The sequence below is a fragment of the Streptococcus sp. 27098_8_99 genome (assembly GCF_041431935.1).
Lineage (GTDB): Bacteria > Bacillota > Bacilli > Lactobacillales > Streptococcaceae > Streptococcus > Streptococcus parasanguinis_D.
Window position 1 is genome coordinate 1 of record NZ_JAPVYQ010000018.1, and the last position, 25567, is coordinate 25567.

The following is a 25567-nucleotide window of genomic DNA, read 5'->3' on the forward strand; positions in this document are numbered from 1 at the left end:
AGGCTAGGACTTTTGTCCCAGCCTCTTGTTTTTCTTTCTTGAAAGCTGTACAATAAAGAAAAGAACAGAAAAAGGGAGCATACACCATGTCAAACGATCTGATCCTGATGGGAGTTGTCATTGTCTTATTTGGACTTTATTTCACCCTTCAAGTTGAGCTCAATAAAGTCAGAAATCAATTCACTCACTATCTTCTTAAACCAGGTAGTATTTCTAAGGAACAAAAAGAGAAGTACCTCAAAGAACCAGAGATGGAAGCGATTCGCCTGATTCGCCTCGATTATCGGATCGGCCTTCAAAATGCTAAACTGATCTATGAGCAATTAAAGAAATAAGAAAAACCCTCGTATAGTCTATACGAGGGTTTCTCTTTCAAAAAAAGGCGTAAGTTTTGGTAAAACGTTGGCAGCATCTGCTGATTTGATCTTGGCGAGTTGATAAGGACAAGAAGTGATGTAGGCTGCTTCAAAGAAATCAAGCGGGAGTCCACTGTGTTTTAAGGCAGCAAGAGATTTGACCTGATGAAGATCTAGTAGGATCCCATCGTGGGTCAGGGTCAGATGAGGGAGAAGAGAAGACTGATCCATCAAGGTCTTCAATCTTTCTTCTTCCTCTTTTTTTCTGGCTAGGAGTCGTTTTTTATTGGTCAGATACATACCATTATCAATGTAGAGACTTAAGGCCTTTTGCATGATGAGATTGCTATCATAGTCCAGAATCGTCTTATAGGTCAAGACCGGCTTTAAAAGGGCTTGGGGAAGGATCATGGAAGTGATGCGAAGAGCAGAAAAGAGATTGGTCGAAAAAGATTTGATATAGATGACTCGGTCCTTTTGATCCAAATAATGAAAAGATGGAGCATTGCTGCCATCAAGATCTCCCAAATAGTCGTCCTCAACAAGGTAAACATCATATTGGTCAGCTAGTTGCAAGATCGCTTCTTTCTGCTTGGTCGAATAGCTATGACCAAGCGGATAGTGAAAACGAGGGATCGTGTAGAAGAATTTGATATGGCCACTTTTGAAAATCTCTTCAAGTTCCTCGAGATCAATCCCCGTTAAATTACGTTGAATGGTACGGTAGGCAAGTTGCTGCGAATCTAGGAGTTGGTTCATCCGATGATAAGTTGGTTGCTCGATCAAGATCTGAGATTTTTTATTGGGAAAGTCAATCTGGCTGAGGATATTAAGTGCCTGCTGAGTACCAGCAGTCAAAACAATCTGATCTGCAGTCGTATAAATCCCTTCCTCCTTTAATAAGCCTTGAATGGATTGCCGTACTTCGAGTAAGCCTGCTTGGTCCGAAAAGTTATTAAAGAGATAATTCTCCCGTCCAATCAAGGTTTCATTGATACAGGTTCGGAAGCCCTCGAAAGCCTGGTTGCGGTCTTTCTCTAATTTTAGTGGAAGATCCTCATGTCGATTAGGTGCTTGCTCCAAAACATAGTAGCCACTTTGAGGCTTAGCATAGAGGAAGTGCTGGTAAGTCAAGTCCAGCAAGGCCCGTTGCACGGTGTCCTTACTACAAGAAAATTGACTAGCTAGCTGGCGAACGGAGGGAATTTTCTCTCCAGTTTCCAGTTTTCCATCTTGAATGGCTTTTTTTAGTACATGAATAATTTGTTGGTATTTGCTCGTCTTCATCCTGACTGTCCCCATACAGTTTTTTACTATTGTACAGAAAAAATCACAAAAAAACCACTCCGAAGAGTGGTGGCAGTATTACATAAAGTAAACGATGGCTAAATACTGAAGAGCAGAAGCTGCAAGGATGAAGAGGTGCCAAATCATGTGAAAGTATGGTTTTTTCTTAGCATAAAAGCCAGCTCCAACCGTGTAGCACAGACCGCCCATGAGCATGAGACCCCAGAAGATCGGATTGGTTTGGCTAACGATTTGGGGAATAATAAAGATGACCAACCAGCCCATGATCAAGTAAAGAGCGAGACTGAACTTTTCATTGACTTTTTTGGCAAAGATTTTGTAGAGAATACCAAAGATGGTGGTCCCCCATTGGATCAAAATAATGCTGTAGCCCATCCAGTTGTTCATCAAGGTAAGGACAACCGGTGTGTAACTACCTGCGATCGCGATGTAGATCATGGAATGGTCGATAATACGAAGCACATACTTTTGAGGTGAATCATAAGACATAGCATGGTAGACGGTCGAAGACAGAAACATCAAAAAGAGACTGATCACAAAGATAGAAGTCCCAAAAGCACTGAGAAGACCGTGTTGCTCAAAGCTATAGACTGCTGAGATTGGAAGCAAGATCAACATGAGGAGGGCGCCAACAGCATGGGTTACGCTATTTGCGATCTCTTCTCCAAAGGATAATTTTTTACTTAGTTTCATGGTGTAATTCATCAGTTTCTTCCTCCGTTGTTGCTGGTTGAATATAAGATAGGGTTTCAAGATAGAGTTGAACTGTCTGACAGGCAGAGCGAATGATGGGAGCGATCGGCTCTTTTTGCTCATTGAGATAAGCGACAAAGCTATTATATAGAAGATCTGAGCTTGCCTGATCCTGCAAGAAATTTAAAGTAGAAGCGATCTCCTGAATAGAAAAGACCGTTTTTAAGGTTGTAATAGCGATCAAGCGAGCCACCTGTCTACGCTGGTATTTCTTCTTATCTGGTTTTTCGACATAGCCATGTTTTACGTAATTGTTGATCATGGCAGCCGTCAAGCCCTTGTCTGAAGAAGAGAGAACAGGTGCACAGGTTTTATTGACATAAAGAAGGACCTGATCGAGATAGAGGTCTAGCTCAGGCAGTTGCTCCCACGTTGGATAGGAAAAAGTGGACACGAAATCTTCACCTTTCTTTAATCTAGTTTTTATAACTAGATAATAACATTTATAAAAACTCCTGTCAAGAAAATTTGAAAAATATGGTACAATAGACCTATGAAACTATTAATTCCATCCGCCAAAGAACTGAACGAACAGGCTCGTATCGTCGAGCCCCAACCCTTGTCAGAGAACACAAAAACCATCCTTCAAGCTTTGAAGGCATTCTCCCTAGAAGAATTAGCGACCTTTTACGGCATCTCAGAAGAAAGAGCCCTAGTAGAAAAAGAAAGAATTGAGGCTCTGTTAGCTGGGAGTGCTAAAACCTATCCTGCTTTGGAACTGTTTGATGGCCTCATGTACCGTAGTATCGAGCGTCAAGACTTATCCCAAAAAGAGCAGGTTTATCTGCAGGAACATTTGTTGATCACGACTGCTTTATACGGTGTACTACCTGCCTATGAAGGAATTGCTCCCCATCGCTTAGATTTTATGATGAAGCTAAAACCAGCTGGAAAGTCTCTAAAGGCATTCTGGAAAGAGGACTATGATCAGGCAGTAGAAGGTGAGAAACAGGTCTTATCCCTTTTGTCTTCTGAGTTTGAACAGGTCTTCTCAAAAGCTATTCGTGAGCGAATGACTCGGATCAAATTCATGGAGAATCGTGGTGGGACACTGAAGATTCACTCGACGATTTCAAAAAAAGCACGTGGGGCCATGGTGACAGCTATGATGAAGAAAGAAATCACCCAGCTAGAAGATCTGAAATCACTAGAAGTGGCAGGTTTCTCTTATCGTAAGGATTTATCGCAAGAGAAGGAATGGGTCTTTGTGAAAGAATAAATAAAAATATTCCTGAGAAGCGTCAGGAATATTTTTTTGATCTGTTAGATAAAGAGAATGCACGATGAAAACTCCAAAATAGAGGATTTTGGAGTCAGAATCGTCTTGAGCAGTAGGCTTAGGCGATATGTTTGAATTTCTTCAAGAGTTCTGTCAACTCAGCTTGCTCGCCACTATTAAAGACTTGCATCAAGCGTTGAATATTTTTGATATGATCTGGAAGAGCTTCTTCGATCTTTTTACGACCGGCATCTGTAATAGATACAAGATAAGCACGGCGGTCTTCTGGATCGGTTTCGCGTGTAATCCAACCATCGCGGACCATATTGCGAATAACCACAGTCATATTTCCAGAGGTCGCAAGAATGCTATCAATCAGATCTTGAATGCGGAGATCGCCTTTGCTGTACAAGGTCTCAAGTACAGAGAATTGAGTTGGTGTCAACTGGTGCTTTTTAAAGATATGAGCCTCAGACGCACGGATCAATCGTTCTGCCTTGTGGAAGACGATCATAGTTTTTAAATCTACGTTTGCTTCTTTGAATAATCTCTTTAAATTTTCCATATCTATATTTTATCAATAAATAGTATTTCTGTCGTTTAATTTTATTTTCAAATTAGTTACAAAATTGTGACAAATTTATTAAACTATGAACAAATGATAGTAAAGGTGTTAATTTTAATTTGTTTATCAAACAATTTTATACTAAAACATTGTAACAGGTATGAAATGTTAGTAACAATTCTTTCTTGAAAATCTATAGAATTCTAGGTGGCTTTGGTGTATAATGGGGGAGTGAAACAGAAAAATAATCTTTTTATAATATGGCAACATATAATAGGAGTCTGTATCTTAGCGTTGACGGTCCTTTTTTCTTGGCTATTTCTTGCTGAAAAAACTTCTGATCGCTTGCAGGATCAAATGGCGCAAGCAAGAAAAATAGCTCTGTCTCACTCTTCGATTGCGACTATTGAGACGGAGAGTTTCTTTCATGGTAAAGAAGCGTATCTTTCCTTTATTGGCAAGGACCAAGAGGGGAAAGAACTAGCGGTCTTAGTAGGGCAGGTGGATGATGCAGTCTATACTTACCCTTTGAAAGAAGGAGTTAGTTCTAAAGAGGCAGCTTTTGTCGTCAAAGAGAAGAGTCAGGACGCGATTGATCGGGTAACTTTTGGACGCTTTAAAGGCAAACCGATCTGGGAAGTCAAGGCTGGGAGCTCCTATTATGTGGTGGATTTCAAGACTGGGAAAGTCACCGGTGTTTTTTAAGATTTGAGGAGGAAATATGAAATTATCAAATCGTGTATTGGAAATGGAAGAAAGTGTGACCTTGGCTGCAAATGCGCGTGCCAAAGCTTTGGCAGCAGAAGGTCGTGATATCTTAAGTTTGACCCTTGGTCAACCTGACTTTGCGACTCCAAAAAATATTCAAGAAGCAGCAGTCGCATCCATTGAGGATGGTCGCGCTAGCTTTTATACGGTCGCATCTGGACTTCCAGAATTGAAGGAAGCCATTAGCGACTATATGAAAGAGTTTTATGGCTATGCTGTGAACCGAAATGAGGTTGTGGTCGGTACTGGTGCTAAGTTTATCCTCTATGCCTTCTTTACTTCTGTCATCAATCCAGGTGATGAAGTCATCATTCCAACCCCTTGCTGGGTTTCTTATGTAGACCAGGTTAAGATGGTAGAAGGCACACCTGTTACTTTCCAAACAACAGAAGAAAATCACTTCAAGGCAACGGTAGAGCAACTGGAAGCAGCACGGACAGACAAGACCAAGGTAGTCTTGCTGAATTCGCCATCCAATCCAACAGGAATGATCTACAGTAAAGAAGAACTCCAAGCAATCGGAAATTGGGCTGTCGAGCATGATATCTTGATTTTGGCAGACGATATCTATGGGCGATTGGTCTACAATGGCAATACCTTTACGCCTCTTTCTAGCTTATCAGAAGCGATTCGCAAGCAAACTATCGTGATTAACGGAGTTTCTAAAACCTATGCTATGACTGGTTGGCGGGTTGGTTTTGCTGTAGGAGATCCTGAGATTATCGGAGCTATGGCCAAGGTGATTAGCCAAACAACATCCAACTTAACAACCGTTTCCCAATATGCCGCAATCGAAGCCCTAACAGGAGATCAATCTTCTATTGAGATCATGCGTCAAGCTTTTGAAGAGCGCTTGAATACTATTTATCCTTTGTTGAATGAAGTACCTGGTTTTGAAGCCATCAAACCTCAAGGAGCCTTCTATCTCTTCCCAAATGTCAAGAAGGCCATGGAGATGAAGGGGTATACAGATGTGACGGAATTTACCACAGCAATTTTAGAAGAAGCAGAGGTTGCTTTAGTAACGGGAGCTGGCTTTGGTGCCCCTGAAAATGTTCGCTTGTCTTATGCGACAGATTTGGATACCCTTAAAGAAGCTGTTCGCCGACTCAAGGCCTTTATGGAAAAATAAAATTACAAGATCCTTAGTAATGAGCTGAGGATCTTTTTCTTTAAAAAAAATCTGGTTTTCACAGGTAGAGCCTAGCACTGAAAGCCTTTTTATGATACAATTAAGAAGATAATGTCTTCGGACAAGTTTAACGAAAAAAGGAAGATGAATGATGACAAAACGGATTACTATCATCGAAGTAAAAGACTATGTTGGTCAAGAAGTGACCATCGGTGCTTGGGTGGCCAACAAATCAGGTAAAGGAAAAATTGCTTTCTTGCAATTGCGTGACGGGACTGCCTTTTTCCAAGGTGTGGCTTTTAAACCAAACTTTATCGAAAAATTCGGCGAAGAAGTGGGGCTTGAAAAATTTGATACCATCAAACGCTTGAGCCAAGAAACATCAGTGTTTGTGACTGGTATTGTCAAAGAAGACGAGCGTTCTAAATTTGGTTACGAATTGGATATTACAGACATCGAAGTGATCGGTGAATCTCAAGATTACCCAATCACTCCTAAAGAACACGGGACAGACTTCTTGATGGACAACCGCCACTTGTGGTTGCGTTCACGCAAACAAGTCGCTGTCATGCAAATCCGTAATGCTATTATCTATGCAACTTATGAGTTCTTTGATAAGAATGGCTTCATGAAGTTTGATAGTCCCATTCTTTCAGGAAATGCTGCAGAAGATTCTACAGAACTTTTCGAAACAGACTACTTTGGAACACCAGCCTACTTGAGCCAATCAGGTCAGCTTTATCTGGAAGCTGGTGCTATGGCCCTTGGTCGCGTCTTTGACTTTGGACCAGTATTCCGTGCTGAAAAATCTAAGACTCGCCGTCACTTGACTGAGTTCTGGATGATGGACGCTGAGTACTCTTACTTGACACACGATGAATCACTTGACTTGCAAGAAGCTTATGTCAAAGCTCTTCTACAAGGTGTTTTGGACCGTGCACCTCAAGCCTTGGAAACCTTGGAACGTGATACAGAGCTCTTGAAACGCTATATTGCGGAGCCATTCAAACGGATCACTTACGATGAAGCCATTGATCTCTTGCAAGAGCATGAAAATGATGAAGATGCTGACTACGAGCATCTTGAGCATGGTGATGACTTCGGCTCACCACATGAAACTTGGATTTCAAACCACTTTGGTGTGCCAACATTTGTCATGAACTACCCAGCAGCTATCAAGGCCTTCTACATGAAACCAGTTCCTGGAAATCCAGAGCGCGTGCTTTGTGCAGACTTGCTTGCTCCAGAAGGCTATGGAGAAATCATCGGTGGCTCTATGCGTGAGGAAGACTACGATGCCCTTGTTGCAAAAATGGATGAACTTGGCATGGATCGTACAGAGTATGAATTCTACCTTGATCTTCGTAAATACGGTACAGTCCCACACGGTGGATTTGGTATCGGTATCGAGCGTATGGTAACCTTCGCAGCTGGTACTAAACACATCCGTGAAGCTATTCCATTCCCACGTATGTTGCACCGTATCAAACCTTAATAGACGTAAAAACGCCATTAGGCGTTTTTCACTTTTATCTGCGTCAAAAAAACTATGAAAGGAAACTCAATGCTGAAAATAGACATCATCGATGGGAAAGAATACGAGGATGGTCAGGGGGCTTTGATCGCAGATCTGGACCATTCCATTCAACAGATGCTCAAGACTTCCTATCCTGAAAGTCAAATGGATGATTTTATCACCTATAAAAATTTGAGCCAATATTGTATGGATTATCTAGGTCAGATTATTGATCGTGCCAATGATAAAAACGAAGCCATTAAACAGCAGGTGACAGCTGTCATGCCTGAAAGCGAGCGTCCCTTTAACGTTGAAGACCGCTTGACAGCCAGCTATACCTTCGGCCAGCGGGTGGCGGATTCTGTCGCACGCTTTGGTGGTTCATGGACTTTTATCATTAGTTTTATCCTGATGATGGCTATTTGGATGTTGATTAATGTCTTGCATCCCTTTGGCTGGAATTTTGATCCTTACCCTTTCATCTTGCTGAATCTAGCACTTTCTACGATTGCGGCGATTCAAGCTCCTTTGATCATGATGAGCCAAAACAGGGCAGCAGATTATGATCGCCTGCAAGCGCGAAATGACTTTAACGTCAATATGGAGTCTGAACGGGAAATTCGCTTACTGCATACGAAGATTGATCATATGGTGCAGCAAGACCAGACGGATTTACTGGAAATTCAAAAGTTGCAAACCGAATTGTTGGTGTCCTTGTCTAATCAAGTGGCCCAGCTGCGTCAAGAAATGAATCAAGAAAAAATGAAGGAGGTGGAGAAGATGTAGGCAACTCTAAGTAAGTCTTTTAGAAACACTTATATAATCTATTGAAAGAGGAAAAACAATGTTTAAAAGAACTTACAAACGCAATATTTCACTCCTAGCAGGTCTGGAATTTACATCTTATTTTGGAATCACCAGTTTTTGGATTCTCTTTTTTATTCAAAATGGTCTTTCTTTGCTTCAGATTGGTTTATTAGAGAGTATCTTTCATGGGACGAGCCTTTTATGTGAGATCCCATCTGGTATGTTGGCCGATCGCTTTAGCTACAAGACCAATCTTTATTTGGCTCGCTTGTCCAATATTGGATCCTCGATCTTGATTTTATTTGGTCAGGGGAATTTTTGGATCTATGCCATTGCTATGATGGTCAATGCTTGGTCTTATAATTTTGACTCGGGGACCAGTACAGCTTTCTTATTTGATTCAGCGGTGGAAGCGGGACAAAAGGACCGTTATCTTCAGATTTCTAGCTTCTTGTCTGGTGTGGCCGAAGTCACCCGAACTTTAGGTACAGTTGTGGCAGGCTTCTTTATTCACGGAGCATTGGCTTGGACCTATTATATTGCTATTGGTCTTTCCTTGCTTTCCATTCTTTTGATCTTTCTGATGAAAGAGCCAGAGAGCAAGAGTGATGAAAGAAATCATTTGACCTTAAAGCGGATATTGGAGGTAGTGAAACAAGAATGGCGGGACAAACCAGTCTTGTTTTACTGGATGCTCACCTATCAGTTGGTAGGGACCATCATGTGTATGTTTTATTTTTACTACCAACAGAAAATTAGTGACTTAGCCAGTTGGCAAGTTTCGCTCATCATGTTAATTGGTAGTGGATTCAATCTCCTAGCGGTTTATTTGGCCAGTCAAATCGGGAAAAAATGGAATAGTAATCAAGTCTTTCCGATTCTGGTTGCACTGACAGGTTTGGTCTTGCTTTTGGTAACATTCAAGACTCCATTTGCCTATCTGAGTGTCTATCTCTTGACCAATGCCCTTTATGCCGTTTATCAACCTATCTACTACAATGATTTACAAGCTTATCTGCCATCCAGTGTGCGAGCAACCATGCTGAGTATCAATTCGATGATGTTTAGTCTATCTATGATTGTCATTTTCCCTTTGACTGGTTGGTTCATTGATAGTTGTGGATTTGTAGCAGTCTTTCTTGTGCTAGGCCTGATAACATTCCTATCTTTCCCTCTCTTGATGTTTGGATTGGGGAAAATGGGAAAGATCTTAAGTAAGGTAACAAAGAAGGAATAAGATTTCTGACCTTCATCTGGTCAGTATTCAACTCTCTCTGCTATGCAGGGAGAGTTTTTTCATCTTAAGAATTTGTGGTAAAATATGTATATCTATAAAAAAAGAATCGAGTCGTATGAAATCATTATTGAAGTATTTTAAGGGCTATTTATGGGAAACTTTTCTAGGGCCCGTATTTAAACTCTTAGAAGCTATTTTTGAATTGTGTGTCCCCTTAATCATCGCCCACTTAGTCGATCAGGTCATTCCGAAAAAGGAAACGAGCGCAGTGGTGATGACAATTGGTGTTTTGTTTTTATTTGCGAGCTTTGGTGTTGTCGTAGCTATTACGGCTCAGTATTTTTCTTCTAAAGCAGCTGTCGGATTTACCCGCGAGATGACCAAGGATTTGTATGAGAAGATCTTATCGCTTCCAAAGGATAAGCGCGATAGGATCGGGACTTCTAGTTTGGTAACCCGTCTCACTTCTGATACCTATCAAATCCAGGTTGGGATCAACCAATTCTTGCGTCTCTTTTTGAGGGCACCGATCATTGTCTTTGGATCTATCATCATGGCCTTCACCATCAGTCCTAAACTTACTCTTTGGTTCTTGGGGATGGTGGCGATTTTAACCTTGATTATTGTCATCATGTCTCGGATTGTCAATCCGCTCTTTGCTAAGATTCGGAAAATCACAGACCGGATGGTTACGGTGACGCGTCAGCAATTTCAAGGGATGCGGGTGATTCGGGCCTTTGGACAAGATGCTAGTGAATTAGAAGATTTTAGAGAGGTCAATCAGGACTACAAGATTTGGCAAATTCGTGCTGGTATCTGGTCTAGTTTGGTCAGTCCCTTGACCTTCCTTGTGGTCAATACGACCTTGGTTTGTGTCATTTGGCAGGGACAATTGAATAACTCTGCTGGCCTTCTAACCCAAGGGATGTTGGTCGCTTTGGTCAATTATTTATTACAAATTTTAACAGAATTGATCAAACTGGCTATGCTGGTTACGTCTTTAAATGTCAGCTATATATCAGCCAAGCGTGTCCAAGAGATTTTTGATTTGAAGGAAGAAGACCTCTTAGAAGCTCTGCCAGAAGAAACTGCAAGAGAGCAAGAAGCGATCAGCGCAGAGAAAGTCTCTTTCACTTATCCAACGGCTTCAAGCCCAGCTCTAGAAAATATTTCCTTTGATCTGGATCATGGACAGATGTTGGGAATTATCGGTGGTACAGGATCTGGGAAATCCACCCTGGTTCAGTTATTGAGTCATTTGTATGCCGTTAGTCAGGGGAAATTAGCCCTCTATCATCAAGGTCACTCTCCTAGAACTCTCAAGGAGTGGCGGGAATGGGTGGCTGTTGTCCCACAGAAGGCAGAGCTCTTTAGAGGGACTATCCGCTCGAATCTCTTACTAGGGATGGAAGAAGGTCTATCGGATGATGATTTGTGGTGGGCCCTAGAAATAGCTCAGGCGGCTGATTTTGTCCGTGAAAAAGAAGGACAACTCGATGAGCCAGTGGAAGCCTTTGGCCGAAATTTCTCAGGAGGCCAACGTCAGCGGTTGACCATTGCGCGTGCCCTTTTGAAGAAGGCTCCTTTCTTGATTTTGGATGATTCAACTTCTGCCTTGGATTATTTGACGGAAGCACGTCTCTTAAAATCGATAAAAGAAGAATTGAGTGATACGAGTTTGATCTTAGTATCTCAACGAACCAATAGTCTCAAGTCTGCTTATCAGATTTTAGTCTTGAACAAGGGACATCAAGTAGGACTGGGAAATCACGATTTCCTTTTGTCTAGCAATGAGATTTATCAAGAAATTCATTATTCACAACACGGGAGGGAGGAAGCATGAGTCAAAAACGTTCTAGTTATGTAAAACGTCTGTTTAGAGATTTTGCTCACCATCCCGGGCTCCTGATTTTAGCTAGTCTCGGAACCATCGCTCAAGTGGCCCTAACAGTCTGGTTACCGATCCTGATTGGACATGCGGTTGACTTGGTCATTAATCCTCAAGGGATGACAGTCTTATGGCCTGTTTTGATCCAAATGGTTCTGGTCATTGTGGCCAATACCTTGATTCAATGGATCAATCCTCTTGTCTACAATCAATTGGTCTATCGGTTTAGCCAAAGCCTGAGAGCAGAAGTGATGGAAAAAGTACACCGATTGCCCTTGTCTTATCTAGATAAACAAGGGAGCGGAGACTTTGTCAGTCGCCTTACGACCGATGTAGAGCAACTCAATAGCGGTCTTCTGATGGTCTTTAACCAGTTCTTTGTTGGCCTCTTAACCATTCTTGTCACCATCGTGACCATGGCAGAATTGGATTTCTTTATGATGGTAGCAGTTCTGGTCTTGACTCCATTATCTCTCTTGATTGCTCGTTTCATTGCCAAGCGTTCTTATACGCTTTTCCAAAAGCAGACCAAGGCGCGTGGTCTTCAAACTCAGTTGATCGAAGAGTCTTTGACCCAGGAAAGTTTGATCCAGTCCTTTAATGCTCAGGATCAATTCCGTACGGCTTTTAAAGGGACGAATGAAAGCTATGCCAATTATTCCCAATCCGCTGTCTTTTATTCTTCAACTGTCAACCCTGCCACTCGCTTTGTGAATGCCTTGATTTATGCAGTAGTGGCTGGATTTGGTGCTGTACGCATTATTTCGGGATCTCACTTTACTGTTGGTCAATTGGTGACCTTTCTCAATTATGTCAACCAATACACCAAGCCTTTTAATGATATCTCCTCTGTCTTGTCAGAACTCCAAAGTGCCCTTGCCTGCGCAGAGCGCTTGTACAGCGTCTTGGATCAAACTGAGGTCGAAGAGACAGGGCAACGGGTTCTGGATAGTCAGGATGTTAAAGGTGCGATTGGTTTTGAACACGTTGCATTTGGCTATGATTTGGGGCGGACCTTGATCAAAGATCTAACCATTCAGGTTCCAGCAGCCAGTAAGGTTGCCATTGTAGGACCTACAGGAGCAGGAAAATCGACCTTGATTAATCTGCTCATGCGTTTCTACCCTGTTAATTCTGGAGAGATCACGATTGATGGGGTACCAATTACGGACTACACTCGTGCTTCTTACCGCCAACAGTTTGGTATGGTTCTACAAGAAACCTGGCTCAAGGTCGGGACCATTCATGAAAATATCGCCTTTTCTCGTCCAGATGCAACTAGAGAAGAAGTCATAGAAGCAGCTAAGGCAGCCAATGCAGATTTCTTCATTCGGCAGTTGCCACAAGGGTACGATACTTATCTTTCAGATGCTGGAGAGTCTTTGTCCCAAGGCCAACGCCAACTCTTAACGATTGCGCGGGTTTTCCTTTCAGTTCCTAAGATTTTGATCTTAGATGAGGCTACATCCTCCATCGATACTCGGACGGAGGTCTTGATTCAAGATGCCTTTAATCAGCTCATGAAGGGACGGACTAGCTTTATCATTGCTCACCGCTTATCGACTATTCAAAATGCCGATATGATCCTTGTCATGGTCGATGGTGATATAGTTGAGCATGGCATTCATGAAGAGCTAATGCAAGCGCAAGGTGTTTACTACAAGATGCAGACAGCTCAGCAACAGATTAGTTAGAATGGTATACAAACTATTTTTAAAGTAAATAAGTAAAGTGATTCTGTAAAGAAATAAATATCTACCTAATTTGTTTAACGAATTAAGAGAACATTAAAACTTTCCGCCGTGAGAAAAGTGCCTGAAACAATTTAGTTTCAGGCACTCGGGAGTTTTGAAACTTTAGGTTCAAAACTAAGTCATGGAACTTCGTAGAAGTTCGCTGACGTCCGTACTCACCTTAGGAAAGTTTTTAATATGTTTATATCTTCACTCTAAGCATTTTCAGGTTTGAAAATGCTTTTTTAGTCTAAAAAAAACATCTAGCAATTTTGCTAGATGCTTCAAAAACCACTCGTTAGTTTATCTTTTTAAACGTTTAGAACCTTATCCAAGAATTCTTTCAAACGTGGGTGTTGTGGGTTGTCGAAAATTTGGTCTGGTTTGCCGTCTTCGAGGAATTCACCATCTGCGGTGAAGATGACACGGTTGGCTACTTGGCGGGCAAATCCCATCTCGTGGGTGACGATAATCATGGTCATCCCTTGCTTGGCCAAGTCTTTCATAACGTTCAGTACATCTCCGACCATCTCAGGGTCAAGGGCAGAAGTAGGTTCGTCAAAGAGCATAATATCTGGATTCATGGCAAGTCCACGGGCAATGGCCACACGTTGTTTTTGACCACCGGAAAGGCTGTTTGGATTGGCATCGGCTTTATCTGCGAGACCAACTTTTTCCAACAATTCCATCCCGACATTTTGAGCTTCTTCACGGGTCATCAGTTTGTGCTCTACTGGCGCAAACATAATGTTTTCAAGGACGCTCATGTGAGGGAAGAGGTTGAAGTGTTGGAAAACCATTCCGATATTTTCACGGACCAAATCAACATTGGTTTTTGGATCGGTTAGATCATATCCATTAACTGTAATTTGACCTTTTGTCACTTCTTCGAGGAGATTGAGACTACGAAGGAAGGTCGATTTACCAGAACCGGACGGTCCGATAATGCAGACCACATCCCCTTCGTAGAATTTTGCTGAGATTCCTTTTAAGACCTCATTTTCACCATAGTATTTGTGGAGGTCATGGACATCAATTTTTAATTTAGCCATTAGTTAACCTTCTTTTCTAATTTTTTTGCAAATCGTGTTAGCAAGGTGATAATCACGAGGTAGAAGACGGCAAGGATCGCATACATCTTGAAACTTTGGTAGTTTCGAGCGATGATGATCTTACCAGTTTGGAAGAGTTCTACCAATCCGATCGCAGAAACGATCGTCGTATCTTTCAGGGCAATGACGAATTGGTTAACAAAGTTTGGAAGCATGAGTTTGGTTGCTTGTGGCAAGATGATCTTGCGCATGGTCTTGCCATAAGAGATCCCAAGGCTTCGGCTGGCTTCCATCTGTCCAATCGGTACAGCTTGGATCCCCCCACGGACAATTTCTGCGATATAGGCAGCAGCATTGAGAGAGAGGGCAATAGTACCTGCGACAAAGTCGTTGATTGGGGATTGATGACCTGTGACTGATTCAATCAAGTTTGGAATTCCCCAGAAGATGAAGGCGGCGAGGATCATGAGTGGGATCCCACGAATGACATCGACAAAGATTTCAGCTGTCCAGCGGAGCCACTTATAAGGGCTAACACTAAACATCCCGAAGATAACACCGATCACCATAGCAATGGCAAAAGAGAGAAGTGCAAGGGCAAGAGTGACACCCAAACCACTTAACAATTGTTTGTAGTTATTTTGAAGCAAGCCCAAGATCGTTGTTTCATCTACGGCTGTACTTGAAGTACTTGATTTGCTATCTGCTTTAAGATATTTATCGAGAATCTTTTGGTATTGACCACTTTTCTTCAAGTTTGCAAGACCGTTATTGAACATTTCGATCAATTCAGGATTTTCACCTTTTTTAACGGCAAATGCTAGTTGACCACTTGGAGTTCCTTCGATAGGTGTTTTGAATTTGCGTCCTTGTTTAATAGCGTATTTGATAACAGGTTCGTCATCCATGATCGCTGCAACAGAACCAGAATTCAAACTGTCATACATAGATGCCCCATCAGAGAATGTTTTGATCTTGTAACCATATTTCTTTTGGTTCTCTTCAAGGAAGTTTTGTGAGGAAGTACCGTTTTTAACGCCGACTGTCTTTCCTTTTAGGTCATCATATGAATCAATCTTGCTGTTTTCTTGAACAGCTAGAATTGAATTGGCCGTGTAGTATGGTTCAGAAAAATCAAATGTTTCTTTCCGAGCATCTGTCACAGTCATCCCTGCGATCATTCCTTGCGCATGACCAGATTGGACATCACTTACCGCTGCGTCAAATCCAGGGTTATCAATCTCAATGGTAAATCCCTGGTCTTTAGCAATAGCCTTGATCAAGTCCATATCGATCCCTGTGTATTTGTTTTTTCCATTTTGGAAGACAAATGGTGCAAAGGAAGAATCACTTGAAATGCTATATTTTGATTTTTTAGGGGTTGCTTTTTGACCAGCAGGAGTAGTTGTTTCTGGAACAGCACTGTTAGCAGTTGATTGGCTTTCACCGGTCCATTTCTTGATAATCTCATCAAGTGTTCCATCAGCTTTCATTTGAGTGAGGGCCTTGTTAAATTCAGTGATCAACTTTTCATGATTTCCACCTTTTTTTACACCAAAGGCAAAGCTACCGACTGCTTCCCCGTCCATATTGATAGCAAGGTCCTGACCCTTTTGGATGGCGTATTGAATAACAGGTTGGTCATCCATCACTGCATCGACCGCACCAGCTGATAAACTGTTGTACATGAGATCACCAGTATCAAAGGTCTTGATCTTGTAGCCGTACTTGTCCTTGTTTTTATCGAGGAAGCGTTGGGCTGCAGTTCCGTTTTTAACACCGACTGTCTTCCCTTTTAATTGGCTGTACTTCGTGATTTTATCGGCTTTCGTAGTTGCTATGACAACTTTTGTATCGTAGTAAGTATCAGACATGGTGAAGACTTTTTCACGTTCTGTTGTTTTGGTCATTCCGGCCATGATGGCATCCGCTTGACCAGCTTGAACTGCGTTGACCGCTGCATCAAATCCTGGGAAGGATTTGTCCAAATCCCAGCCATTGATTTCAGCGACCTTGTCCAAGATCTCTACGTCAATTCCTTTATAGGTTTGATCTGAATCCTTAAATTCAAATGGTGCATATGCTGTGTCGAAAACGACCTTGATCGTTTCAGCATGAGCATGACCAGCGAATGCAACGAATGGAAATAAGAAAAGCAAACATGCTAGTAATTTTTTCTTCATTTCGTTCTCCTTTATATCTAATCCACTGTCTCGAGAAGAGCAATGGAAGGGATACCCTAAGAGGGCTTTAAAAAAACAAATCATTCATACCAAAACGAGTATGAATGGTCTTATGTTTTTCTACAAAAGCTATTATATCAGAAATGAGTCGTTTTTGCAAGAAAATTGAGTTTTGATGTTAGATTATCTAACATAAGTTGATCTTGCAGCTCCGGATTTTCTTTGCTACAATGGACCTATCAGATAAATGGAGGTTACTAGATGAAGAAAGGGTTAATCATTCAAGGTATCAAAACGAAAACTTCTGTGTCAGTTTTCGTTTCTACACTATTCTACGTGTTTTTAGCTTCCTTCTTTATAGAAGGGGGACTATGGCTCAGTAGTGAATTGGTGGGCCCATTTTCCATTGCAATAGGTTACTTAACCGAGTTCTTCTCACCAGGAAATGGGGTTGCAAGTATTCAAGAGTTTTTCTTCCATTATATTCTCTATTATGAGCTCTTCAGTTTTGTATTTATTCTTTTACTCTTTATTTTTTGGGTGAAAGTCATAGAGAAGAATTCCTTATCAAGCTTAGGTTTTGTAAAAAGAAATTGGCTCAAGTATCTAGGTTGGGGAATCTTGATTTCACTGCTTCAAATGGGTGTGATTGCCCTTGTCTACCAAGTGGGCGGAATCGGAACTTTTAAGCTGAATGAATTAAGTTTAGAACCCATCCTCTTTATTCTAGGATTATTCCCATTTTGGCTCCTCCAAGGTGGTACAGAAGAAGTAGCTACGCGGGGGTGGCTCCTGACTCGGATTGCTGCCAGAACCAATCTTCCCTTAGCAATCGGGATTTCTAGTAGTCTCTTTGGCATTCTTCATCTGGGAAATGCAGGAGTGACCTTCTTATCCGTTCTGAATATCATCCTTGATGGGGTGCTAGCTGGTCTGCTTTTTATCTATACCGATAGTATCTGGCTAGTGGTCGCCCAACACGGGACTTGGAACTATGTACAAGGAAATCTCCTTGGTTTTCAAGTCAGTGGCACAGGCGCAGATGCGTCTATCTTTAGTTTTACCATGGGAGATGGACCTGACTGGTTGACCGGAGGGGCATTTGGAGCAGAAGGATCAATCATCACCACCCTAGTTCTTTTTGTATCCCTAGTGATTGTATATTGCTTAGGGGAGAGGAAAGAAAAGTTTGATGACTAACCTCTGTGTAATGTCTGAAAGTCATATATGAAAAAGACAAACACCAAAAATGACGTTTGTCTGCGTTTTGAGCCGAACACATAATGATGAGTTCGGCTTTTTCTATATAATAATGGGAATGATTAGTTTCACTTGTGCACCATTATGAATATTTTCTAAATGCATAGTTCCATTATGAAGTTTCATGACGCGTTTCACGAAAGATAAACCAAGTCCAAAGTGACTTTCTTGAGAGGGTGTTCTTGCTTGGTCCTCTTTATAGAAAAGATTTCCAGCATGTTGTAAAACATTTTTTGAAAAAGTAGATTGATTATTCCATATAGTTAGAACTAATCGATTATTTTCTTGTGACATTGTTAGTTGGATCTTTGCATCATTTTCTTTTTGATGTTGTATTGCATTATTAATAATATTTGTGATTGCTCGGAAAAATAGATTGGAATGAATGGCAATTTGTGTCGATGAAGTTACTGTGTTAGTAAAAACAAAATGTGTATTTCTAGGGAGTAAAGGAGTAATATGTTCCTTCAATTGATGAGTTACTTGTTGAATTGATATGTTCTCAAGTTGAATATCCTGGTCGTAAAAGGTTTTGGAGTATTGGATAAAGTGGTTAAAATAATCGTTTAACTGAATACTTGCTTGCTCAAGATCTTTTAGACATTCCATTACTTGAGGTGTTTGCTCGGTGGATTGTAAGAATTCGGCATTTCCTCTGATGACAGTTAGAGGGCTACGAAGATCATGTGCAGCGCTAGATACTTGAAACATGAGTTCTTTTTTTTGATCTTTTTCATTTTGAATTCTATTTTTTATTTCAGATTGCATTTTTTCGATCAGATCGTTTGTTTCAATGAATTCTTTAATCTGCAAATGGTGATGTTCATTTTTGGTGAAATATAGACCACTATGATAAACCATGTTCATTTCTGTTTGAATCTTGGTTAATAATTGTCTAATATTTATTACAATGATAAAAATTAAAATGATGCAAAGATAAATCCAAGAACTGACGCTAAAAAATAAAGCAAAGTGATTGGCATTTTTCTCATTAATTCCAGATACAGAAGATAGAAGAGCTGGAACTATGTAAAAAAGTATCAGACATAGAAGAAATTGCCAAATGATTTTAAGGTAGGTACGTTTAATGAGTTGTTTGATTGTCAATTCTTTTTCCATTTGTATCCTCCTCCCCATACTGTTTTGATGGGATCAATTTGATGAATCTTAAATTTTTGTCTGATTTGATAGATGTATTCAGTAATGGATCGTAGTTGTGCATCAGAGTCTACAGGATAAAGATAATTGTAAAGTTCTTCTATGCTAAATATTCGGTTTTCATTTTTTGCTAAAAGATAAAGTAAATCAAACTCTCTCTTGGTTAATGAAATTCTCTTTGATTGATAATAAACTTCTTGACTATCTCGATAAAAAGTTATATTTGAATCCATCTCTTCTTTAGAGGCGTTGTGAGATCTTTCTTCCCTCCGAAGATGCATTTGAATTCTTGCAATCAATTCCTTTATGCTGAATGGTTTTGTGATGTAATCATCGGCTCCGGCTTGTATTCCTTTTAGTAAATCTTCTTCAAAATCTTTAGCGGTTAGAAATAGAATTGGAGTAGTAATTTGTGAACGAATGGAACGACAGATTTCTAAACCAGAAATAGGCATCATGACGTCAAGTAAAATTAGATCGAATCCAGTAAAGTCACAGATATTAATCTCCTCTATATTTTTACGAGTTTCCACGTGAAAGTTGTTCGCTTTTAATGTATTCGCTATTAATCGTAAGATTTTTTCATCATCGTCAATGGCTAAAATTTTATACTTCATAGTTCCTCCAATTATATGAGCATATTATAGCAAATCTAGAATGCAATTTGTTGAAAATGAAAAAAATAATTATTCTGAGAATTTCCTGATTTTCTCCTGTTATACTTGCTCCAAGTGAAGGTGGAATTTCACTAAAAGTCAGAAAGGAAAAAGAATGAATGATAACAATTCAAAAGCTACATAAGGAATATAATAATAAAATTGTCCTTCAAAACGTGTCTTTCAAAGCCAAAAAAGGTGAGATTACCGGATTGATTGGACCGAATGGATCTGGAAAATCAACTTTAATTAGAATTTTACTTGGTTTAGAAAATAGTCAAATGGGAATGGCTTTGATCGATGGGAAAAAATACTATCAATTGGGAGATAATCCTTTTTGTATTGTTGGATCATTCCTAGATAGTTGTCAACCTTATCCAACTAGAACAGGATTTCAGCATCTTCGGTGGATTGGCTTGGCTTGTGGCGTTGACAAAAATAGGTGCAACGAATGTTTAGAGTTGGTGGGGTTAAGTGAAGCTAAAAATAAAAAAGTAAAAGACTATTCATTAGGAATGAAGCAACGTCTTGGTTTAGCAACAGCCTTATTAGCAAATCCTGACATCTTAATTTTAGATGAACCAATCAATGGACTAGATCCAGAAGGAATACGCTGGGTACGCAATTTTTTGCAGTCTTTTGTCAATGAAGGTAAAACTGTATTAATGACAAGTCATTATATGAGTGAGTTAGAATTAACTGTAGATCATCTGGTTGGTATTTCTAATGGGAAGATTGTTATTGATGCTCCTACCAAAGACATTTTGAAACAGTTTGGATCTTTTGAGGAAGCATATTTTAAGGCGCTCGAAGGGAAAGAAGGTGAATAATATGTTGAAGCGTTCCTTTTTTAGTGACCTCTATAAATATTGTAGTTTACCTACTTTTAAAATTACTTTTTTTCTTATTTTAGGAGTCAGCATATTTTTTTCAATTCAAAATATCCAGGTGATAAATGCTTTAGTAGAAGGAAATGGACAGGCTGTTAACCTTGATCCATCTATGCTATCATCGAATCCAGTCTATACAGTCAGGGATGCTCTCTTATCCTCACCCTACCAAGCAAGTGTTATTTTCTTACCAATCTTAGTTTCACTTGTTTATTCAACCCATTACCAATTTGGTGATGATAATTTTACTCAGTTATTGATTCCTAACTGGAAAGTTCGTCTTACTGGTTTTATTACAAGTTCAGTTGTCTTATCGATATTTTCTACTTTAGTATTTTCTATAGTAAATTTTGTTGTTTTACTCGTTTTTCTAGATTCAACTTTAAGGAATTATTTAGAATTTACTTTGTTTTTAGATGTTACGGTAAGAGTTATGATATTTGCGATCGTTCTTACTTTATTAGCTATACTTTTCGTAATAGTAACGAAAAAATCAGTGACTTCATTAATTGCAGTTGTTTTGTTATTGGTGATCACTTTATCAGGTATTCTAAGAGGAATTTCCTCTAAAATAGAAAATCTCTTGCCTTTGATTGGAGCAAAGGCATTTGCTTTTGGCCGAATTGAAGGGATTCAAACGAGCCAATTATATGGATTTACACTTTTAGTAGTAGAAGGAATCTTGTTCTTGGTATTCATAATGCTTGTAGAAATGATTCGAATGAGGAGGAAGAATGGCAAGAATATTTTTTAGTCTTATTGTCAAAAAATATAGTTTAAAACCCGTGAAGTACCAGATAGCTATACAGTCCCTTTTTATAGGTTTTGTGTGTCTCTTAGGTGTTTTACCAGTTGCAATCAATGATACTGTTGTACAATTATCTATAAAGCAAGCTCTTGTTTTTGCATCAATACTCTCAGTTAGTATTGGGTGTGTTAATGCATTTGTTGAGTTACAATCACACGAAACAAAACTAGTTTATTTGGTAAGTGGAAAAAGGATCTTAAGTTCAATTCGGATCCTGTTCGTAGAATTATGTGATGTAGTACTACAATCAACCTTGTATTTCATTGTACTGCTTGTATGGTTTCATTTTTTTAGTAGCGAAAATGGTGTCAGTTTAGAACTTTTCAGTTTCTATTTGATTGGCTCCATCCAATATTTTTTAATTTCTTACTTTTTAAGTTATTTTTTCAAAAGTCCAATGGGGAGTTTAGCTATTTTGCTGCTATTTCCTATTTTGGTACAACCATTCATAGAAAGAGTAGTGGAACCATTGACTAGTTATCTATTTTATAATATTGTTGCGGATACCATTTTAGGTAGTGCTTCCAATTTTCAACTCTGTATTTACGTTGTTGGATTTGTATGTTCACTTGGGGTAACTCTCTACCTCTTGGTAAGGAATCAAGAAGTTAAGTAGTAAATAAAAATGATACTGATGAGCAAACCTTGCTAATTTTGTATATCATGGACACTGATGTTTATTACGTATTGCATTGTTTTAGAATAAAAGACAAGACTTTCGAAGTAATTGCGAGAGTCTTGTTTAGTTTTCACTCTAATGCGTGTCCAATTAATTATTTTGTAATATGTTGTTTTCCCTTTCATTCCTCATCTCAGAGAATTCTAGTGATTTATGGTAAAATAAGGTCTATATATGTGAGGTCAAAGAGATGATTAATCGAGTAACAGATAACAAATTTAAACTAGTATCCAAATACCAACCGTCTGGGGATCAACCGCAGGCCATTGAACAGTTGGTGGATAACATCGAGGGTGGTGAGAAGGCGCAAATCTTGATGGGAGCAACTGGTACGGGGAAGACCTACACCATGAGCCAGGTTATTGCCCAGGTCAATAAGCCTACCTTGGTCATCGCCCACAATAAAACCCTAGCAGGCCAACTTTATGGAGAGTTCAAGGAATTTTTCCCTGAAAATGCGGTTGAGTACTTCGTATCTTACTATGATTACTACCAGCCAGAAGCCTATGTGCCATCGAGCGATACTTATATCGAAAAAGATAGCTCTGTCAATGATGAGATTGACAAGCTTCGTCACTCCGCAACATCAGCTTTGTTGGAGCGTAACGATGTGATTGTTGTGGCCTCTGTCTCTTGTATCTATGGTTTGGGTTCGCCTAAGGAATATGCCGATAGCGTGGTCAGCTTACGTCCCGGTCTGGAGATTTCTCGTGATAAACTTCTCAATGACTTGGTAGATATCCAGTTTGAGCGCAATGACATCGACTTTCAACGGGGAAAATTCCGTGTTCGGGGAGATGTGGTCGAGATTTTCCCAGCTTCGCGCGATGAACATGCCTTTCGGGTGGAGTTTTTTGGAGACGAGATTGAGCGGATTCGTGAGATTGAAGCTCTGACAGGCCAGGTTCTGGGAGATGTGGAACACTTGGCTATTTTCCCAGCCACTCACTTCGTGACCAATGACGACCATATGGAAGTGGCTATTGCCAAGATTCAAGCGGAACTAGAAGAGCAGTTGAAGGTCTTTGAAAAAGAAGGCAAGCTCTTGGAAGCTCAGCGTCTAAAACAACGGACCGAGTATGATATTGAAATGCTACGGGAGATGGGCTACACCAATGGGGTCGAAAACTACTCTCGTCATATGGATGGCCGGAGTGAAGGAGAGCCGCCTTACACTCTTCTTGACTTCTTCCCAGAAGATTTTCTCATTATGATTGATGAAAGTCACATGACCATGGGACAGATCAAGGGCATGTACAATGGAGACCGCTCGCGCAAGGAAATGCTGGTCAACTATGGTTTCCGTTTGCCATCTGCCTTAGATAACCGGCCACTTCGTCGTGGGGAGTTTGAAAGCCATGTCCACCAGATTGTTTATGTGTCTGCGACACCAGGTGACTATGAGATGGAACAAACCGATACTGTCATCGAGCAGATCATTCGTCCGACAGGTCTACTCGATCCTGAGGTGGAAGTGCGTCCGACCATGGGACAAATGGACGACCTCTTAGGTGAGATCAATGCGCGTGTAGAACGTGGAGAGCGGACTTTTGTCACCACCTTGACCAAGAAGATGGCAGAAGACTTGACCGACTACTTCAAGGAAATGGGGGTCAAGGTCAAATACATGCACTCGGACATTAAGACCTTGGAGCGGACAGAAATTATCCGTGACTTGCGATTGGGTGTCTTTGACGTCTTGGTCGGGATCAACCTTCTTCGTGAAGGGATAGACGTACCGGAAGTCAGTCTAGTTGCCATTCTCGATGCGGATAAGGAAGGCTTCCTCCGTAATGAACGTGGTCTGATCCAGACCATTGGTCGTGCTGCCCGTAATAGTGAGGGTCACGTCATCATGTATGCGGACACCATGACTCAGTCTATGCAAAAAGCCATCGATGAAACAGCCCGTCGTCGGAAAATCCAGATGGCATATAATGAAGAGCATGGCATTGTCCCACAAACTATCAAGAAGGAAATCCGTGACCTCATTTCTGTTACCAAGGCTGTGGCCAAGGAAGAGGACAAGGAAGTGGATATCACCAGTCTCAACCGCCAAGAGCGCAAGGAACTGGTCAAGAAGCTGCAAGGACAAATGCAAGAAGCCGTCGAAGTGCTTGATTTCGAGCTGGCAGCGCAAATTCGCGATATGATGTTGGAAGTCAAGGCCTTGGATTAGATAGGAGGGAAGAATGAAGATTATCATTAAAACAATGGAAACTCCTGAAGAGATAGAAGGAAAATCTCTCGTTCATTGGCAAACGTGGAGAGAGGCTTATGACGATCTTTTACCCGCGGAATATCAGGAGACGATGACATTAGATAGATGTCGTTTCTTTAGTCAAAAGTATCCAGAAAATACCTTGATTGCGATGGATGGAAAGAAGGTCGTTGGATTTATCAGCTATGGAAATTTTTGTGATGAAGCCATTCAAGCTGGTGAAATCATCGCCTTATATGTTTTAAAAGATTACTATGGAAAAGGTGTGAGTAAACATTTAATGCATGCTGCATTTGCTGCTCTCGATCATTTCTCTGAAATTTATTTATGGGTATTGAAAGATAATAAGCGAGCCATTGCTTTCTATCAAAAAATGGGTTTTACTTTTGATGGTCAAGAAAAAATACTTGAACTTGGAAAACCTGTTAAGGAGTTGCGGATGTTGTGTTCTTCAAATAAAAATTCTTAAAGAACGTATCTATCAATCTTTGAACCATTATCAAATAATCAAGTAAAAAATAAAAGAGATAGAATGAACTAAAGAAATGAAGGAGAAGACGAATGAAAATTCTGGTCATCAATGGTCATCCGGATAAGGAAAGTTATTGTCAGGCTATTTTTCAAACCATTGTCGAAACTATTGACTCAAGTCGCCATGAGCTTAAAGTGATCAGTCTCAATGAAGAGGACTTTGATCCGGTCCTTCGCTACGGCTATCGAAAGCGGATGAAGGAAGATTCCTTTATCCTTCGTTCTCAAGAATGGATCCAGTGGGCGGACCACCTAATCTTTGTCTATCCCATCTGGTGGAGCAGTATGCCGAGCCTCATGAAGGGCTGGATCGATCGGGTCTTCACGCCTGGGATTGCTTACTCGGCTAATGATCAGGGCAGCTTTATCTGGAATTACCTCAGAGGCAAGCAATTCAAGAAGTTGCTCAAAGGGAAAACAGCTAGTATATATGCGACCTCTATGGCGCCTACTTGGTGGTACAAGATCTTTTCAGGCCCTCTCAACATTCCAGATAGTTATGGTATTTCTGTCTTAAAGAATGCAGTTTTGAACCACTGTGGGATTAAAACCAAGCGCGTCTGCATCTTGGGTGAAGTCGGTCGGGATGTAAACACCGCTAGCATGCGGCAACACCATCTCCAGAAGGTAGCAGCAGAAGTGAAGAAACTCTGATCCTGTCCTTGTCTTTGTTGGGTGAGTCTAGGTAAGAAGTTGTATTCTAAACGGATGTTGTATAAAATAGGAATAAAATCTATAGGAAATAGGGGAAATAAATATGTTTCTATTTATGTATATGATTTATGTTATCTATTCCATTTCACAACTGAAAAAAGAAGATAAAAGGGTCTCTCTTTTTACGAAGATT

At 40.4% G+C, this 25567-nt stretch carries 24 protein-coding genes; 16 read left to right on the plus strand and 8 right to left on the minus strand.

The window, feature by feature from the left end:
- Nucleotides 1-86 precede the first annotated feature (86 nt).
- Nucleotides 87-335, plus strand: a complete 249-nt coding sequence (locus O3605_RS09295) for a hypothetical protein (RefSeq protein WP_061590618.1) — start codon at nucleotides 87-89, stop codon at nucleotides 333-335.
- Between the two features lie 18 nt (nucleotides 336-353).
- Here O3605_RS09295 and O3605_RS09300 read toward each other — a convergent pair whose 3' ends face one another.
- The 3 genes from O3605_RS09300 to O3605_RS09310 form a co-directional block, all read right to left on the minus strand.
- Entirely contained in the window at nucleotides 354-1658 is a 1305-nt protein-coding gene (locus tag O3605_RS09300; protein WP_371585997.1) for an aminotransferase-like domain-containing protein, read from the minus strand.
- A gap of 63 nt (nucleotides 1659-1721) precedes the next feature.
- Nucleotides 1722-2369 carry a PAQR family membrane homeostasis protein TrhA gene (gene trhA / locus O3605_RS09305; protein WP_003011253.1) on the minus strand — a complete coding sequence of 216 codons (648 nt, stop codon included), beginning with the start codon at nucleotides 2367-2369 and terminating at the stop codon, nucleotides 1722-1724.
- Nucleotides 2344-2811 (minus strand): DUF1836 domain-containing protein, encoded by a 468-nt coding sequence (locus O3605_RS09310; protein WP_371585998.1) that lies wholly within the window; start codon nucleotides 2809-2811, stop codon nucleotides 2344-2346. The genes trhA and O3605_RS09310 overlap by 26 nt, the downstream gene beginning before the upstream one ends.
- A 99-nt stretch (nucleotides 2812-2910) precedes the next feature.
- Here O3605_RS09310 and yaaA point away from each other — a divergent pair, with 99 nt between their 5' ends.
- Nucleotides 2911-3636 (plus strand): peroxide stress protein YaaA, encoded by a 726-nt coding sequence (yaaA, locus tag O3605_RS09315; protein WP_371585999.1) that lies wholly within the window; start codon nucleotides 2911-2913, stop codon nucleotides 3634-3636.
- A 118-nt stretch (nucleotides 3637-3754) separates the two neighbouring features.
- Here the strand turns inward: yaaA and O3605_RS09320 are convergent, their stop codons facing one another.
- Complete coding sequence (locus tag O3605_RS09320) at nucleotides 3755-4201, minus strand: MarR family winged helix-turn-helix transcriptional regulator (protein ID WP_003001765.1); 447 nt, start codon at nucleotides 4199-4201, stop codon at nucleotides 3755-3757.
- A 258-nt stretch (nucleotides 4202-4459) separates the two neighbouring features.
- Here O3605_RS09320 and O3605_RS09325 point away from each other — a divergent pair, with 258 nt between their 5' ends.
- From O3605_RS09325 to O3605_RS09355, 7 genes are all read left to right on the plus strand, one after another.
- Nucleotides 4460-4906 (plus strand): cell wall elongation regulator TseB-like domain-containing protein, encoded by a 447-nt coding sequence (locus tag O3605_RS09325; RefSeq protein WP_524539369.1) that lies wholly within the window; start codon nucleotides 4460-4462, stop codon nucleotides 4904-4906.
- A 16-nt stretch (nucleotides 4907-4922) separates the two neighbouring features.
- On the plus strand, nucleotides 4923-6101 hold the full coding sequence (locus O3605_RS09330; protein ID WP_371586002.1) for a pyridoxal phosphate-dependent aminotransferase: 1179 nt from the start codon (nucleotides 4923-4925) through the stop codon (nucleotides 6099-6101).
- 148 nt (nucleotides 6102-6249) lie between these two features.
- Nucleotides 6250-7596 carry an asparagine--tRNA ligase gene (gene asnS / locus O3605_RS09335; RefSeq protein WP_003007581.1) on the plus strand — a complete coding sequence of 449 codons (1347 nt, stop codon included), beginning with the start codon at nucleotides 6250-6252 and terminating at the stop codon, nucleotides 7594-7596.
- 69 nt (nucleotides 7597-7665) lie between these two features.
- Entirely contained in the window at nucleotides 7666-8403 is a 738-nt protein-coding gene (locus O3605_RS09340) for a DUF1003 domain-containing protein (protein WP_371586004.1), read from the plus strand.
- A gap of 58 nt (nucleotides 8404-8461) precedes the next feature.
- Entirely contained in the window at nucleotides 8462-9661 is a 1200-nt protein-coding gene (locus tag O3605_RS09345; RefSeq protein ID WP_371586007.1) for an MFS transporter, read from the plus strand.
- A gap of 115 nt (nucleotides 9662-9776) precedes the next feature.
- Nucleotides 9777-11504, plus strand: a complete 1728-nt coding sequence (locus O3605_RS09350; RefSeq protein WP_371586009.1) for an ABC transporter ATP-binding protein — start codon at nucleotides 9777-9779, stop codon at nucleotides 11502-11504.
- Nucleotides 11501-13243 carry an ABC transporter ATP-binding protein gene (locus O3605_RS09355; protein ID WP_371586011.1) on the plus strand — a complete coding sequence of 581 codons (1743 nt, stop codon included), beginning with the start codon at nucleotides 11501-11503 and terminating at the stop codon, nucleotides 13241-13243. Before O3605_RS09350 ends, O3605_RS09355 begins: the two co-directional genes overlap by 4 nt.
- 350 nt (nucleotides 13244-13593) lie before the next feature.
- Here the strand turns inward: O3605_RS09355 and O3605_RS09360 are convergent, their stop codons facing one another.
- A complete protein-coding gene (locus O3605_RS09360) occupies nucleotides 13594-14334 on the minus strand; it encodes an amino acid ABC transporter ATP-binding protein (protein ID WP_070505478.1) in 741 nt (246 codons plus the stop codon).
- Nucleotides 14334-16517 (minus strand): amino acid ABC transporter substrate-binding protein/permease, encoded by a 2184-nt coding sequence (locus tag O3605_RS09365; protein ID WP_070505480.1) that lies wholly within the window; start codon nucleotides 16515-16517, stop codon nucleotides 14334-14336. Before O3605_RS09365 ends, O3605_RS09360 begins: the two co-directional genes overlap by 1 nt.
- A 261-nt stretch (nucleotides 16518-16778) precedes the next feature.
- Here O3605_RS09365 and O3605_RS09370 point away from each other — a divergent pair, with 261 nt between their 5' ends.
- Nucleotides 16779-17717: a CPBP family intramembrane glutamic endopeptidase gene (locus O3605_RS09370; protein WP_070505482.1), complete on the plus strand. Its 939-nt coding sequence runs from the start codon at nucleotides 16779-16781 to the stop codon at nucleotides 17715-17717.
- Nucleotides 17718-17819: 102 nt separating this feature from the next.
- Here the strand turns inward: O3605_RS09370 and O3605_RS09375 are convergent, their stop codons facing one another.
- Complete coding sequence (locus O3605_RS09375) at nucleotides 17820-18896, minus strand: sensor histidine kinase (protein WP_070505484.1); 1077 nt, start codon at nucleotides 18894-18896, stop codon at nucleotides 17820-17822.
- The gene (locus tag O3605_RS09380; RefSeq protein WP_031575109.1) at nucleotides 18881-19552 is read right to left on the minus strand and encodes a response regulator transcription factor; all 672 of its coding nucleotides are present in this window, start codon (nucleotides 19550-19552) and stop codon (nucleotides 18881-18883) included. Before O3605_RS09380 ends, O3605_RS09375 begins: the two co-directional genes overlap by 16 nt.
- A 158-nt stretch (nucleotides 19553-19710) precedes the next feature.
- Between O3605_RS09380 and O3605_RS09385 the strand changes: the two genes are divergently transcribed.
- From O3605_RS09385 to O3605_RS09410, 6 genes are all read left to right on the plus strand, one after another.
- Nucleotides 19711-20421, plus strand: a complete 711-nt coding sequence (locus tag O3605_RS09385) for an ABC transporter ATP-binding protein (protein WP_070505486.1) — start codon at nucleotides 19711-19713, stop codon at nucleotides 20419-20421.
- Nucleotide 20422: 1 nt separating this feature from the next.
- Nucleotides 20423-21235, plus strand: coding sequence for a hypothetical protein (locus O3605_RS09390; protein WP_371586014.1), 813 nt, complete (start codon nucleotides 20423-20425; stop codon nucleotides 21233-21235).
- Entirely contained in the window at nucleotides 21216-21905 is a 690-nt protein-coding gene (locus O3605_RS09395) for a hypothetical protein (protein ID WP_070505490.1), read from the plus strand. The genes O3605_RS09390 and O3605_RS09395 overlap by 20 nt, the downstream gene beginning before the upstream one ends.
- Nucleotides 21906-22158: 253 nt before the next feature.
- Nucleotides 22159-24147: an excinuclease ABC subunit UvrB gene (uvrB, locus tag O3605_RS09400; protein WP_070505491.1), complete on the plus strand. Its 1989-nt coding sequence runs from the start codon at nucleotides 22159-22161 to the stop codon at nucleotides 24145-24147.
- Between the two features lie 13 nt (nucleotides 24148-24160).
- Nucleotides 24161-24658: a GNAT family N-acetyltransferase gene (locus O3605_RS09405; RefSeq protein ID WP_070505493.1), complete on the plus strand. Its 498-nt coding sequence runs from the start codon at nucleotides 24161-24163 to the stop codon at nucleotides 24656-24658.
- 92 nt (nucleotides 24659-24750) lie between these two features.
- The gene (locus O3605_RS09410; protein ID WP_070505495.1) at nucleotides 24751-25374 is read left to right on the plus strand and encodes an NAD(P)H-dependent oxidoreductase; all 624 of its coding nucleotides are present in this window, start codon (nucleotides 24751-24753) and stop codon (nucleotides 25372-25374) included.
- Nucleotides 25375-25567: the final 193 nt, after the last annotated feature.